The organism is Asanoa hainanensis (genome assembly GCF_900188485.1).
GTDB classification, from domain to species: Bacteria; Actinomycetota; Actinomycetes; order Mycobacteriales; family Micromonosporaceae; genus Asanoa; species Asanoa hainanensis.
Window position 1 is genome coordinate 114305 of sequence record NZ_FZPH01000009.1, and the last position, 12758, is coordinate 127062.

A 12758-nucleotide genomic window follows, 5' to 3' on the forward strand; every position below is an offset into this window, starting at 1 on the left:
CTCCTAACCGGCCTGGGGATCGATGGTCAGGAGCCGCTCGCCGAACTCGACCGCGGCACCGTCGGCGACGTGCAGCGCCACGATCCGGCCGTCGGCGTCGGACTCGACGGGGATCATGAGCTTCATCGCCTCGACGATGCCGACCTGCTGGCCCCGGCGGACCTGGTCGCCTTCGGCGACGAACGGCGTGGCACCGGGCTCCGGCGCCCGGTAGAAGGTGCCGACGATCGGGGCGCACACGCCGACGCCGGGCGGCAGGGCCGGCTCGTCTGACGCTGGCGTTTCCACCGGTGCGGCAACGGTGGTGGTGGCCGGGGCGGGGGCAGCGGGTGCGGCCTCCTGCGCGGTCCACTCCATCTCGACGACCACGTCGCCGGCGCGGATCCGCAGGGCACGGGGCCGGTGGCCCAGGTCGGCCAGGAGCGACTGCGCGCTGCGGCGGACCTCGTCCAACGCCTCCGCGAGCGGGGCGGTGCTGTCCGTCGGCGCTGGTTCGATCAACGACGTCACTGGGATCCTCCAGGGTGGGAGAGTGCGGCGGCGCTCTGCGGGACGTAACCGGGACCGGCGCCGAACCGGCGGAACCGCGCGCGCCGCTCGGCGACCAGGCGCCCGGGGTCGCGCGAGGCGAGGTCGCTGAGCTCAGCCCGGATCGCGGCCCGGACGAGCGCGGCGGCGGCCGTCTGGTCCGACTCGGCGCCGCCCTCGGGCTCGGGCACCACGCCGTCGACGATGCCGAGGGAGAGCAGGGAGCGGGCGTCGACGCGCAGCGCCCGGGCGGCGGTGGGAGCGGCGGACGAGTCCTTCCAGAGGATGGCCGCGCAACCCTCCGGGCTGATCACCGTGTAGATCGCGTTCTCCATGATCAGGACCCGGTCGGCGACCGCGATGGCGAGCGCGCCGCCGCTGCAACCCTCTCCGGTGACCACCGTGACCAGGGGGACCGGCAGGGCGCCCATGAGGCGCAACGTCTCCGCGATCACGGTGGCCTGCCCCTGTAGCTCGGCGTCCACTCCCGGATACGCACCGGGCGTGTCGACGAGCGTCACCACCGGCAGGCCCCACTTGGCGGCCAGCCGCATCAGCCGGGCCGCCTTGCGGTAGCCGGCCGGGTTGGGCATCCCGAAGTTGTGCGCGGCCAGGTCGGCCGGCGTGTGCCCCTTCTCGTGGCCGATCACGACGACGCTGTCGCGGCCGATCCGGCCCACGCCGCCGACGATGGCGGGGCAGTCGCCACCGACCCGGTCGCCGTGCAGCTCCTCGAAATCGTCGAGGATCATCCGGAAGTAGTCCGATGTGGTCGGTCGGCCGATGTGCCGGGCCTTGCGCACCGCGTCCCACGGGTCCTGCTCGGCCACCTGGTCGGGGTCCCGGACCACCACCTGCTCGACCGGGCAGACGTTGGCGGCGGTGTCCCGGCGGCCACCGACCGACAGGATCCGGCCCAGCCGCTCGCGCAGCGCCCCGCGCGGCGACACCAGGTCGACGAACCCGCGCTCCAGCAGGAACTCGGCCGTCTGGAAGCCCTTCGGCAGCTCCTGCTTGATGGTCTGCGCGATCACCCGGGGGCCGGCGAAGCCGAACCGCGCGCCGGGCTCGGCGATGACGATGTCGCCGAGCATCGCGTACGACGCGGCCACGCCACCGTAGGTCGGGTCGGTGACCACGCAGACGGTGATCAGGCCGGCCTCGTCGAGCTGCTGCATCGCTTGGGCGGTCTTGGCCATCTGCATCAGGCCGACCACGCCCTCCTGCATCCGCACGCCGCCGGACGCGGTCACCGTGATCAGCGGCAGGCGCTCGGTGAGCGCGATCTCGGCGGCCCGCGTGATCAGCTCACCGACCGCGCCGCTGAGGCTGCCGCCCATGAACCGGAAGTCCATCGCGGCGACGATCGCCGGAGTGTCCCCGATGGACAGTCGCGCGCAGAGCACCGCCTCCGGCATGCCGGTCGCCGCGCGGGCCTGGGCCAGCCGGTCGGCGTAGGGCACGCCGTCGGTGAAGCCCAGCGGGTCGGCGGACGCGACCTCGCAGTCCAGCGGGCGCAGCGAGTCGCGGTCGGCGAGCAGGTCGAGCCACTCCTGCGCGGTCAGCGGGAAACAGCCGCCGCACTGCGGGCAGACGCCGTGGTTGCGGGCCAACCGCTTGGCGTAGACCACGGCCCGGCAGTGCCGGCACAGGGCCCAGTCCGGTCGCGCGCTCATGCCGTCACCCCCGTGTCGACCAGGAACAGGGTGCCCTCGTCGTCGAGGTACCCGACGTCGCCGGTGTGCAGCCAGCCGTCCGCGTCGGCGATCGCGGTGGCCACCTGCGGCCCGCGCACCCCCACGAGACCGGGCTTTCCCGGCGGGGCGGGGCGCCGGCCGTCGAGCTCCAGCACGCGGCAGTCGGTGCCGGCCACCGGGTGCCCCACCGAGCCGGCCGTCTGGCGGTCCAGCAGGTCGCAGTGGGTCAGCGGGCCGCCGGCGGGGCCGTACCACTGCACCAGCGGCGCCCCGACGCGCAGGGCGAGCCGGCTGGCGGCGGACGGGGGGAGGGTGGCGCCGCTGGACAGCACGGCCCGCACGGTCGGCGTGCGCGGGTGCGTCGAGCGGGGGTCGGCGGCCAGCCGGGCCAACGGCGCGGGCAGCCCGCAGTAGTGGGTGGCGGCCTCCCGCGCGGCCAGCGTGACACCGCCGGCCGGGTCGGGGTCCGCGCAGAGCACCTGGGTCGCGGCCGCGTGCACCGCCGCGTTCAGGTACACCTGCTCGTACGTGGGTAGCTGGTTGACCACCGTCGACCCGGGGCCGAAACCGTAGGCCTGGGCCGCCTGCGCGGCGCCGACCGTGAGGTTGCGGTGGGTCAGCGGGACGATCGCGCCGTCACCGGCGAACCGCAGGCAGGCCACCGCGTCGGCGTCGGTGGGCGAGGCCGGGCGGCGCCGCCCGGCGTGCTTGCGCACGAGCGCGGCCACGGTCTGCGCCCGGTGATGGCCCGGCTGGTCCAGGTAGGCCACGTCCAGGTCGTCGCGCTCCACCCGGATCCGGCGCAGCTGGTCGGCCATGCCGGCGGTGGCCACGAGAAGCTCGATCCCGGCCCGCCCGACGCGGTCGTCGAGGGCGTCCTCGGCCAGGGCGGGGTCCAGGACCGCGCAGACGTGGCCGGCGCGCACGGCACCGAAGTAGGCGATCGGGAACGCGGGGTGCAGGGCGGCGGTGACGCCCACGACCGCGGTGGGCCGCAGGTGGCGCAGGGCGGCGGCGAAACCGTCCACCGCGGCGTCCAGCTCGCGATAGGTCAGCGCGCGGGTGCCGTACCGGATGGCGGCCTGGTCGGGTGCGATCGTCGCCGCCCAGCGCAGCAGCCCATCCAGCGACTGAGTGGACTCAGTTTCGGACACGGAGGGCTCCTTCGGGCCGGCTGTCTTACGGCCTCCCGACGGTCGCAGTTGTCCACTTGAGCCCGGCTGGAATGTCGCTGGAGGCGAAAAAGCCTCGGTCACAATCGTACGATCAGTCCGAAAGGGTGACTCATGTCGTTTATGAGCTTTAAGGTTCTTCACAGCGACGGTCAAACGGGGGCGCGATGAACTACCACGTTCTTGGTCCGCTGCTGGTGAGGGCCACACCTGCCGGCCCGCCGGACCAGCTCACCGCGCCCAAGCCACGCAAGGTGCTGGCCCTGCTGCTGCTGCACGCGAACCTCGTCGTGCCGGTGGAGACGCTGATCGCCGAGCTGTGGGGCGACGACCCGCCGGCCAGCGCGCAGACCACGCTCCAGACGTACATCCTGAAGATCCGCCGGATGCTGGTGAGCGCCCTGTCCGTCTGCCCGAACCAGCTCGCCAACGAGATCCTGGTGACCGCGTCCGGCGGCTACCGGCTCAACGTGGGCCCGGGCGAGCTCGACCTGCACGAGTACGAGCGGCTGGCCGCCGCCGGCCGGGCCGCGCTCGACCAGGGCGACGACGCCGAGGGAGCGCGCCTGCTCGCCGAGGCGCTCGGCCTGTGGAAGGGCGGGGCGCTGGTCGACGTGCGGCGCGGCCCGGTGCTCCAGGCGGAGGTGCAGCGGCTGGAGGAGCGCCGGCTGAGCCTCTGGCGGCAGCGGATCGAGGCGGACCTGCGGCTGGACCGGCACCAGGCGGTGCTCGGCGACCTGGGTTGGCTGGCCGCCCGGCATCCGCTCAACGAGGACCTCCAGGCGCAGTACATGGTCGCGCTCTACCGGGCGGGCCGGCGCACCGACGCGCTGGAGGCCTTCCACCGCCTGCGCGGCACGCTCCAGGACGACCTGGGCCTGGAACCGTCACAACGGGTCCAGCGGCTCCAACACGCCATCCTGACCGCCGACCCGGCTCTGGACCACCACGCGTACGCGTCGTAGGCCCTGTTTCGTAGCAGGGGCCGGGCTGCGGCGGGCCCAGGCGCCGTCTGGCCGCACGGCACCTTCACCCGGATACAACACCGGTATCCGGGCAAAGCCGCCGCGCACCCAGACGACCCCTGGACTCCGCCTCGCCTCGACCCCTGCTACGAAACAGGGCCTAGGTGACCGGCTCCGCGAGGCGGCGGCGGAGCAGGACGTCGAGCGGGATCGACTCGCCGTCGCGGCCGCCGCGCCCGACGATCAGGGGCGCCGGGTGGGGTTCCAGGTGCGCCCCGGTCAGCCGGGCCCGGGTGGAGTTCGGCACGTTGAGCAGATAGAAGCGGCCCTGCGTGTCGACGCCCAGGCTGCGGTGGCGGTCGAGGTACCAGCCGTGCAGGCCGGTGCGGTAGCGGGCGCTGCCGCGATGGGCGGCCGCGGTCAGGGCCACGGGCGCGATCCCGCGCTCGGCCGCGTCGCGGACGAACTCCGCGATCAGCCCGGCGGCCCGCTCCGCCTCGCGCGCCCGCCGGTCGGCCTGCGCGCGCGCGTGGGCGTCGAGCGCCCGGCGGCGCTGCGCGGCCCAGTCAAGATCGGCCTCTGTGCTCACGAGAGCGGAATCTACCGCCCGTCGCCCGGTCCGAGCAGCCCCCGTTCGAACGCCTTCGCCACGGCCGCCGCGCGGTCGCGGACACCGAGCTTCGCGTACGCGTGCAGCAGGTGGGTCTTGACCGTCGCCTCGCTGACGAACAGCCGCCGGGCCGCCTCCCGGTTGCCGCAGCCCTGCGCGACCAGCGCCAGCACCTCGAGCTCCCGCTGCGTGAGCGGATCGTCCCCGGCCCCGCGCACCCGGTTCATCAGCCGGCCCGCGATCGCCGGCGACAGCACCGACTCGCCCTGGTGCGCGGCCAGCACCGCCCGGCACAGCTCGTCGCGCGGGGTGTCCTTGAGCAGGTAGCCGGTCGCGCCGGCCCGGATCGCCGGCAGCACGTCGGTGTCCGTGTCGTAGGTGGTCAGCACCAGCACCCGGGCCGCCGACCCGCTGGACCGCAGCTCGCGGATGGTGGAGACGCCGTCGAGCACCGGCATCCGCAGGTCGAGCAGCACCACGTCCGGCTGGACGGTGGCGGCCACGGCCAGCGCCTCCCGGCCGTCGGCGGCCTCGCCGACCACCGCGAAGCGGCCGTCGGCGGCGAGCATGCCGCGCAGCCCGTCGCGGACGACCGGATGGTCGTCGACGATCAGCACGCCGATCATGCGGGGACCTGCTCCGCGCTCACCGGCACGGCCGGCACGCAGACCGCGATCGCGGTGCCGTCGCCCGGCTCGGACTCCACCTCGAGCGTCCCGGCGACCCGGGCGACCCGGTTGCGCATCGCGGACAGCCCGAACCCGCCGTCGTCCCCGACCGCCTGCGGGTCGAAGCCGATGCCGTCGTCCCGCACGTCCAGCGTCACCAGGTCGCCGAGGTAGGACAGGCTGAGCGCGACCCGGCCGGCCCGCGCGTGGCGGGCCACGTTGGTCAGCGCCTCCTGCGCGGCGCGCAGCAAAGTGGCCTCGATCTCGGGCACCAGCGCACCGGCGGCGCCGGTCACGACCAGGTCGGCCCGCACGCCCGTCAACCGCGACCAGTCCTCGACCAGCTCGCCCAGTGCCGCGGGGAGCCCGGTGGCGGCCAGCGGGCCCGGTCCCAGGGCGTGCACCGAGCGCCGGGCCTCGGTGAGGCTGTCGCGGGCGAGCCGGGTGGCGGTGTCCACGTGCCGGCGCCAGTCGACGGGTCGGTCCGCGGCCGCGCCGGCGGCCTCGAGCTGGGTGACGATGCCGGTCAAGCCCTGCGCCAGCACGTCGTGGAGCTCGCCGGCCAGGCGCTGCCGCTCGTCGTGCACCCCGGCCGCGCGCGCTTGGGCCAGCAGCCGCGAGTGCAGTCCCGCGTTCTCCGCGAGCGCCTCGGCCAGCTTCGCCTGCTGCTCGCGGTTGACCGTGGCGAAGTGGGTCATGGCGACCGCGACCAGCACGTTGAACGCCAGCAGGACGGCGAACAGCCACGCCTCCTCGGACCCGCCCGGCCCGAAGCCGCGGGCCTGCGCGGCGGCGGTGAGCACGGCGACCGCCGCCGTGCCGACCAGCCGCCACCGGCCCCGCAGCGCGGTGACGGTGAAGAGGTAGCCGGTCCACGCGAAGAACCCGAACAGCGGGCTGCGCCAGACCAGCGCGCCGGAGAGCAGCACCAGCCCGACGAAGAAGGCGCCGCCGGCGTGCTGGCGCACCGTGACCCACCAGAGCAGCCAGGCGGCGGTGGCGGCCACCAGCGCCAGCGCCACCGGGTCGAGGCCGCCGGTGACGACGGCGAGCAGGGTGGCGCCGGCGAGGGACGCGTAGGGCGCTATCACCAGCATCCCGGCTGCTCCCCTCTCAGCTCCATCGGAAGAGGCGGGCGGCGGCCAGCCCGCAGCATCCGAGGTACGCCACCAGCACGGTAACCGACAGCGCGTTGGGCCAGCCGCCGGTGATCGCGTCGTGGAGGGCGTGCTCGCCCGCGCCGAGCGGGGTGAAGTCGCCGATCCGCGCGATCGGGTCCGGCAACAGCTCACGCGGCGTCCACAGGCCGGCGAAGAACATCATCGGGAAGAACAGCAGCGTGCCGGCCGAGTTGGCGGCCTTGCCGGTGGGCGCCAGCGCGGCGACGAGCAGGCCGATCGCGTACACGCCGCCCAGGCAGAGCAGGAACGCGAGGACGAACGCGGCCGGCTGGGCGGGAAGGGCGACGCCGTAGGCGAGGCGGCCGACCGCGACGGCCAGCACGGTGGCCACCGTGGCCGTCACGGTCACCGCCGCCGCCTGCGCGGCCAGCAGGTGGACGGGCGAGACCGGCGTCGTGGCGAGCCGGCGCAGGATGCCCCGCTCCCGGTAGGAGGCGAGCGCCATCGGCATCACCTGGAGCCCCACCATCGCCAGCGACAGCGCGACCGCGATGCCGACGTAGGCGTCGATCACCCGGGCGCCGTCGAGCTCGGGCCGCGGCTCGCGCAGCTGGGGAACGCTCCCCAGAACGGCGACGAGGATGGTGGGGGCGAACAGGGACAAGAAGGCGGGCATCAGCTCGCGCAGGTTCAGCTTCAGCTCGGTGCGGACCAGTCGGAACAGCACGGCTCACTCCACCCCGGTCGTCGTGGTCAGGCTGATGACGGCGCTGTCGAGGTCGCCGTGCCCGGCGGCCAGGGCGGCCGGGGTGTCCAACGCGACGATCTCGCCGCGGTCGAAGACGGCGACCCGGTCGCACAGCCGGGCGGCCTCCTCGGTCAGGTGCGTGACCAGCAGGACCGTGACCCCGCGCTCGCGCAGCCCGGCGACCAGCGCCCAGACGTCCCGCCGGCCCCGCGGGTCCAGCCCGGTCGACAGCTCGTCGAGGATGACCAGGCGCGGGTCGCCGATCAGGGCGAGCGCGATCGACAATCGCTGCTTCTGGCCGCCGGAGAGCTTGGCGTAGCGGGTGCCGAGCCGGTCGGTGAGTCCCAGGCCGGCGGCGAGGGCGCGCCAGTCGGCGGGTTCGCGATAGCACGCGGCGTACAGCTCGAGCGCCTCTTGGACGGTGAGCTTGTCCTGCAGGCCACTCTCCTGCAGTTGCACGCCGACGAGCGCGCGCAGTGCGCGGTCGCGCGGGTCGCGGCCGAGGACACGGATCGAGCCGCTGTCCGGGGTCCGCAACGCCGCGACACACTCGACGGTGGTGGTCTTCCCGGCGCCGTTGGGCCCGAGGATCCCGAAGATCTCGGCCGGCTCGACGGCGAACGAGACGTCCCGCACCGCCTCCGTCGCTCCGTACCGCTTATTCAGGTGCTCGATCTCGATGGCTGGCATACGTTCGACGATGTCAACGCGCCCGGCGCGGTGAATCGACCAGCGGGCGATCATCTCCGTCAACCGGTTGGTGGATGCGGTGTTGGTGCTGTGGCTCTACGGGCCGCCCGGCGTCGGGAAGACCACGGTCGGGTGGGAGCTGTTCGAGCAGCTTCCCGAGCCGGTCGGCCTCGTCGACATCGACCAGCTCGGGATGTGCTACGCGCCGGCCACCCCGGACGAGTGGGCGCCGGAGCCCGCGTCCGACCCGGGTCGCCATCGGATGCAGGCGCGCAACCTCGACGCGGTGCTGGCGAACTTCGCCGCCGCCGGGGTGAGGTGCGTCGTCGTGCCGGGCGTGGTCGACGCCGGGCGCGGGGCCCCGCCGTTGGCGAACGGCACGGTGATCGCCTGCCGGTTGCGTGCCTCGCCCGACGAGCTGCGGCGGCGACTGGCTGTGCGGGGCAATCCGGCGGACCGGGTCGACGACACCCTCTCGTACGCCGTGGAACTGGACCTCCTGCCCGGACCCAGCGTCGACACCAGCGGGCTCGAGGTCGCCGAGGTCGTGCGCCTCGTGCGCGCACATCTACCTGCCGTCGAGCCCGTCGCACCCGTCCCGTGGCCCGCGCCGGTGGGCGGCCCGGGTGAGATCCTGCTGCTGTGCGGGCCGACCGCGGTCGGCACGTCGACCGTCGGTTGGCGGATCCGCCAGGAGCTTTGCCAGGCCGGTGTGCTGACCGCCTTCGCGGACCTGCGGCAGATCGGCTTCGCGCGGCCCGACAACGGCGGCAACCATCGGCTCAAGGCGGCCAACCTGGCCGCGATGTGGCGGACCTTCCGCGCCCGCGGTGCGCGCCGGATGGTCGTGGCCGGCCGCGTCGACGACGTCGCGGTCTACCGGGCCGCGCTGCCCGACGCGACCCTGACGGTGTGCCGGCTGCGCGCCTCCCCGGACGTGCTCACCGCGCGGATCATGATGCGCGGCCGGCGAGAAGGGCCGACGTGGGGCCTGGCCGGCGACGAGCTGACCGGCAAGCCCGCCGACCTCCTGCGCGACGTGCCGGCCCGGGCCGCCGCCGAGGCCGCGGCCCTGGACCGGGCGGGCATCGGCGACCTGTGCGTCGACACCGACCACCGTGCGGTCCAGGACATCGTCGAGGAGATCCGCGCGGGCTGGTGACCCCTGGGTTTCGCGATCGTCGATGACTACGATGCGCCCGTGTCGCTGCCATCGCTGCTCGTCGCCGGGACGCTCGGTGCGTGCTGGGGTGCGGTGCTGCCCGGGCTGATCGCGCGGTTCGCGGTGGTCTGGCCCGAGGGCGACGCGCACGCTCCGGCCTGGCGGCGCAGCTGTCCGCACTGCGGTGCCGACCGGCCGCGCTGGTGGCTGGCGTCGGGGAAGTGCCCGTCGTGCGGTCGCGCGCCGGTGCCGGGCCGCTGGCTGCTGGTGCCGGTGACGGCCCTGGTCTGCGGTGTGCCGGCGGCCGCGGTCGGGCCGGCGGCGGTGGTGCCGGCCGTCCTGCTGCTGGCGGCGCTCGCGGTGCCACTGGCGGCTGTCGACCTGCTCGTGTTGCGGTTGCCCGACCCGCTGGTCGGCGTGCTCTTCGGTGGCGGGCTGGCCCTGCTCGCGCTCGCGGGTGACGGCCGGGCCCTGCTGCGCGCGGTGGTAGCCGCCGCGGCCTGCGGGGCCGGTTACGGCCTGCTCGCCCTGGTCCTGCGCGGCCAGATCGGCTTCGGCGACGTCAAGCTGGGCGCCGCGCTCGGCCTCTATCTCGGCTGGTTCGGCTGGCCGGCGGTGGTCGCCGGGGTCGTGCTCGCGCCCGTGGTCAACCTGCCGCTGGTGATCGGACTGCTGGTCAGCGGCCGGACTGATCGTCGCTCGGCGGCGCCGTTCGGCCCCGCGATGCTGGCCGCGGCCCTCGCAGCCGTCACCTTCGTCGCCCTCCGCTAGCCGACCGGCCATAGTTGCCCTCGGTCAATCGTGTGGTGGTCGTGTAGCCACGCTCAGCGATCATCCAGGCCGGATATCGACCGGTGACTGAATGACAGTGATCTCTTCCCGAATGAGACTCATGTGCGTTCCCCGACCGTGTCCCGACATCTCTTGGAGTCCTGTCTCATGATCGAGAAGATCAAGCGGTTCGCCGAGCGCCGTAACCGTGATCGTGGCGCGAGCGCGACCGAGTACGCGTTGATCCTGGGGTTCATCGTCACCGCGCTGATCGTGGTGCTCGCGGTTTTCGGCCCGTCCATCGCCCGGACGTTCGACAAGGCGTGCAAGGGCGTAGCACCCACCGACACGTGCCGCGTCGCGACGCCGTAGGCCCCGGTCAGGCCTCGGCCGGCCGCCCTCGGGCGGGCACCGTCGGTCGCCTGACCGACCGCGGTGCGGCGGCCGTCGAGGCGGCCCTCGTCTTCCCGATCCTGTTGTTGCTGATATTCGGGATTGTCGACTTCGGACGGATGCTCAACGCCCAGATGAATGCCACGGAAGCGGCTCAGCAGGGAGCCCGGATCGCCTCCTTCGGCGACCGGCCCGACGCCCGGGTCCGGGAGATCGCCGGTGACGGGGCCCGCGTCGACGCCGTCGTCTGCCCGATCGCCGCCAGCGCCGGACGGACGGCGGAGGTGACCGTCACCTACCCGTTCGCGTTCGTGACGCCGATGGGCGCGATCGCCCGCGTGTTCGGCGCCGACGGCCCCGGCGGCACCGTCGAGCTGACCGGCCACGGGGTCATGCCGTGCTCGTGACACGGCCCGGCCGCCGGGGCGATCGGGGCGCCGTCGGTGCCATCGTCGCGGTGCTCTTCGGGACCGGGGTGGCGCTGGGCATGTGCGCGCTGGTCATCGACATCGGGCTGATCTTCGTCGAGCGCAAGCAGCTCCAGACCGGCGCCGACGCCGCCGCCGTCGAGGTGGCCCGGGTCTGCGCGACCAGCGCCGTCGCCTGCGGCGCACCGGGTACGACCGCCACCGCGGCCGCGTACGCCCGGGAGAACGTCGCCGACGGCGAGGCGACCGCGGCAGTGTGCGGCCGCGGTGGCGGGCTGAGCCCGTGCCCGACACCGAGCGCCTGTGCCCGCCCCGCGCCCGCGACCGGCGTCTACGCCGAGGTGCGCACCAGCATCCTGCGGCCGGACGGCTCGACCCTGCTGCCGCCGGTGTTCGCGCAGGCGGTGGTCGACGACTACGACGGTGCGGCGGTCACCGCCTGCGCCCGGGCCACCTGGGGCCCACCGCGGGCCGCGCGGACCCTCGCGCTGGCCGTCTCCGCCTGTGACTGGGAGGCGATGACCGGCCGGGGCGCCCGGTTCCCGTCCCGCGAGCGGACCCTCGGCGGCTACCCGGACACGGACCCCGGGGCCTGTGGCCGTGGTGCCGGCAGCGCCGGCGCGGGTGGCTTCCGCTGGGTGGCCGGCTCCGACGCCACCTGCCGCACGCCGGTGTCGACCACCACGGCGTTCCGGGTGACCGGGCGCACCGAGCTGCCCGCCGGCTGCCGGAACGTCCTGGAGACGTTGCCGCCGGGGCAGGCCGTGGCCGTGCCGATCTTCAGCGCCGTCAGCGACGCCGGATCCGCGTACACCGTGCTGGGGGTCGCGGCCTTCGTCGTGACCGGCTGGCGGCTGCCCGGCTCGCGCTCGACGCGGGCGCCGGCCGCCTGCGGCGCGGGGGGCTGCGTGTCCGGATATTTCACGCGGGCGCAGGTGCCCGGCGGGGGAACGGTCGGCGGGCCGAACCTCGGCGCACAGATCACCGAGCTCATCGGTTGACGAGGGGACAGACCACTGATGAACCGACGCATCATCGCGGTGCTCGCCGCCGTCGTCCTGGCCGCGGCCGGGGCCGGCGCCGTCCTGCTGTACGTCAGGTCGGCCGACTCCCGTGCCGTCGCCGGCAAGCAGGCCCGCACCGTGCTGATCGCCGACAAGCAGATCCCGGCCGGCACTGACGGCCGTGCCCTCCGGGAGGGTGGCTACCTGCGGCAGACGCGGATGCCGACCGACACGTTGCCCGAGGACACCCTGGCCGCGGTCGAGTCGGACCTGGACGCCCTGGTCACCACCGCGCCGGTCCAGCGTGGACAGCTCGTGCTGCGGACGATGTTCGGCACGGCGGTCGACAGCTCCGGGATGGCGATCCCCGACGGCAAGCTGGCGATCTCGGCGAAGGTGAAGTCGGCCGTGTTCGGCCCCGGGTCGGTGCGGGCCGGCACGCGGGTCGCGATCTTCTACACGTACACCCCGCTGACCGCGGGCAAGATCGACGACGTGTCCGGCAGCGGGCTCGAGCGTGGCCGCGACACCAACAGCGTCACCCGGGTGCTGATGACCGACATCGAGGTGATCTCGGTCGGCATCGCCGCGGAGGACGCCGTCGGCGACGCGCCGCTGCCGGCCACCGCCAGCACCGGCGACGTCGCGATGACCTTCGCGCTGGACCAGCGGCAGGCGGAGATCCTCGCGCACGCCACCGCGCTGGGTGGCCTGCTCAACGTCGGCCTGCTCGGCGACTCCTCCGACGTCCGACCCGACCGCGGGGTCGACAACGGGACCCTCTTCGGGAAGGCGGGCTGA

At 74.4% G+C, this 12758-nt stretch carries 14 protein-coding genes and 1 pseudogene; 7 read left to right on the forward strand and 8 right to left on the reverse strand.

From position 1 onward, the window contains the following. Positions 1–3 precede the first annotated feature (3 nt). The 3 genes from CHC05_RS22135 to CHC05_RS22145 are packed head-to-tail and all read right to left on the reverse strand — an operon-like array spanning position 4 to position 3379. On the reverse strand, positions 4–510 hold the full coding sequence (locus CHC05_RS22135; protein ID WP_245871150.1) for an acetyl-CoA carboxylase biotin carboxyl carrier protein: 507 nt from the start codon (positions 508–510) through the stop codon (positions 4–6). After that, positions 507–2204 (reverse strand): acetyl-CoA carboxylase carboxyltransferase subunit alpha/beta, encoded by a 1698-nt coding sequence (gene accA / locus CHC05_RS22140; protein ID WP_089251885.1) that lies wholly within the window; start codon positions 2202–2204, stop codon positions 507–509. Before accA ends, CHC05_RS22135 begins: the two co-directional genes overlap by 4 nt. Then, on the reverse strand, positions 2201–3379 hold the full coding sequence (locus tag CHC05_RS22145) for a class I adenylate-forming enzyme family protein (RefSeq protein WP_179266313.1): 1179 nt from the start codon (positions 3377–3379) through the stop codon (positions 2201–2203). The genes accA and CHC05_RS22145 overlap by 4 nt, the downstream gene beginning before the upstream one ends. Before the next feature lie 185 nt (positions 3380–3564). Here CHC05_RS22145 and CHC05_RS22150 point away from each other — a divergent pair, with 185 nt between their 5' ends. Beyond that, positions 3565–4362 (forward strand): AfsR/SARP family transcriptional regulator, encoded by a 798-nt coding sequence (locus CHC05_RS22150; RefSeq protein ID WP_089251889.1) that lies wholly within the window; start codon positions 3565–3567, stop codon positions 4360–4362. A 160-nt stretch (positions 4363–4522) separates the two neighbouring features. On the opposite strand, the gene CHC05_RS22155 is transcribed toward CHC05_RS22150, so the two are convergent. The 5 genes and pseudogenes from CHC05_RS22155 to CHC05_RS22175 form a co-directional block, all read right to left on the reverse strand. Further along, positions 4523–4951 carry a hypothetical protein gene (locus tag CHC05_RS22155; protein WP_089251891.1) on the reverse strand — a complete coding sequence of 143 codons (429 nt, stop codon included), beginning with the start codon at positions 4949–4951 and terminating at the stop codon, positions 4523–4525. 11 nt (positions 4952–4962) lie between these two features. Then, a complete protein-coding gene (locus CHC05_RS22160) occupies positions 4963–5598 on the reverse strand; it encodes a response regulator (RefSeq protein WP_089251893.1) in 636 nt (211 codons plus the stop codon). After that, a complete protein-coding gene (locus CHC05_RS22165) occupies positions 5595–6737 on the reverse strand; it encodes a sensor histidine kinase (RefSeq protein ID WP_089251895.1) in 1143 nt (380 codons plus the stop codon). Before CHC05_RS22165 ends, CHC05_RS22160 begins: the two co-directional genes overlap by 4 nt. Before the next feature lie 16 nt (positions 6738–6753). Further along, complete coding sequence (locus CHC05_RS22170) at positions 6754–7488, reverse strand: ABC transporter permease (RefSeq protein WP_089251897.1); 735 nt, start codon at positions 7486–7488, stop codon at positions 6754–6756. A gap of 63 nt (positions 7489–7551) precedes the next feature. Next, positions 7552–8199, reverse strand: a pseudogene (locus tag CHC05_RS22175) (ABC transporter ATP-binding protein); the annotation flags it as partial. A 79-nt stretch (positions 8200–8278) separates the two neighbouring features. Here CHC05_RS22175 and CHC05_RS22180 point away from each other — a divergent pair. The 6 genes from CHC05_RS22180 to CHC05_RS22205 all read left to right on the forward strand — a co-directional run bounded on the left by CHC05_RS22180 (position 8279) and on the right by CHC05_RS22205 (position 12758). Then, complete coding sequence (locus CHC05_RS22180; protein WP_218824625.1) at positions 8279–9361, forward strand: AAA family ATPase; 1083 nt, start codon at positions 8279–8281, stop codon at positions 9359–9361. Between the two features lie 3 nt (positions 9362–9364). Next, the gene (locus tag CHC05_RS22185; protein ID WP_425426827.1) at positions 9365–10132 is read left to right on the forward strand and encodes a prepilin peptidase; all 768 of its coding nucleotides are present in this window, start codon (positions 9365–9367) and stop codon (positions 10130–10132) included. A gap of 168 nt (positions 10133–10300) precedes the next feature. Further along, positions 10301–10504: a Flp family type IVb pilin gene (locus tag CHC05_RS22190; protein ID WP_089251905.1), complete on the forward strand. Its 204-nt coding sequence runs from the start codon at positions 10301–10303 to the stop codon at positions 10502–10504. Continuing rightward, on the forward strand, positions 10483–10932 hold the full coding sequence (locus CHC05_RS22195) for a TadE/TadG family type IV pilus assembly protein (protein WP_218824626.1): 450 nt from the start codon (positions 10483–10485) through the stop codon (positions 10930–10932). The genes CHC05_RS22190 and CHC05_RS22195 overlap by 22 nt, the downstream gene beginning before the upstream one ends. Further along, positions 10923–11954: a pilus assembly protein TadG-related protein gene (locus tag CHC05_RS22200; protein WP_089251907.1), complete on the forward strand. Its 1032-nt coding sequence runs from the start codon at positions 10923–10925 to the stop codon at positions 11952–11954. The genes CHC05_RS22195 and CHC05_RS22200 overlap by 10 nt, the downstream gene beginning before the upstream one ends. Before the next feature lie 18 nt (positions 11955–11972). Next, positions 11973–12758, forward strand: a complete 786-nt coding sequence (locus tag CHC05_RS22205; protein WP_089251909.1) for an RcpC/CpaB family pilus assembly protein — start codon at positions 11973–11975, stop codon at positions 12756–12758.

Coding starts and splice junctions, on each gene's coding strand:
- accA (WP_089251885.1), bottom strand. CDS start 2,204: ATGAGCGCGCGACCGGACTGGGCCCTGTGCCGGCACTGCCGGGCCGTG.
- CHC05_RS22150 (WP_089251889.1), top strand. CDS start 3,565: ATGAACTACCACGTTCTTGGTCCGCTGCTGGTGAGGGCCACACCTGCC.
- CHC05_RS22160 (WP_089251893.1), bottom strand. CDS start 5,598: ATGATCGGCGTGCTGATCGTCGACGACCATCCGGTCGTCCGCGACGGG.
- CHC05_RS22165 (WP_089251895.1), bottom strand. CDS start 6,737: ATGCTGGTGATAGCGCCCTACGCGTCCCTCGCCGGCGCCACCCTGCTC.
- CHC05_RS22190 (WP_089251905.1), top strand. CDS start 10,301: ATGATCGAGAAGATCAAGCGGTTCGCCGAGCGCCGTAACCGTGATCGT.
- CHC05_RS22205 (WP_089251909.1), top strand. CDS start 11,973: ATGAACCGACGCATCATCGCGGTGCTCGCCGCCGTCGTCCTGGCCGCG.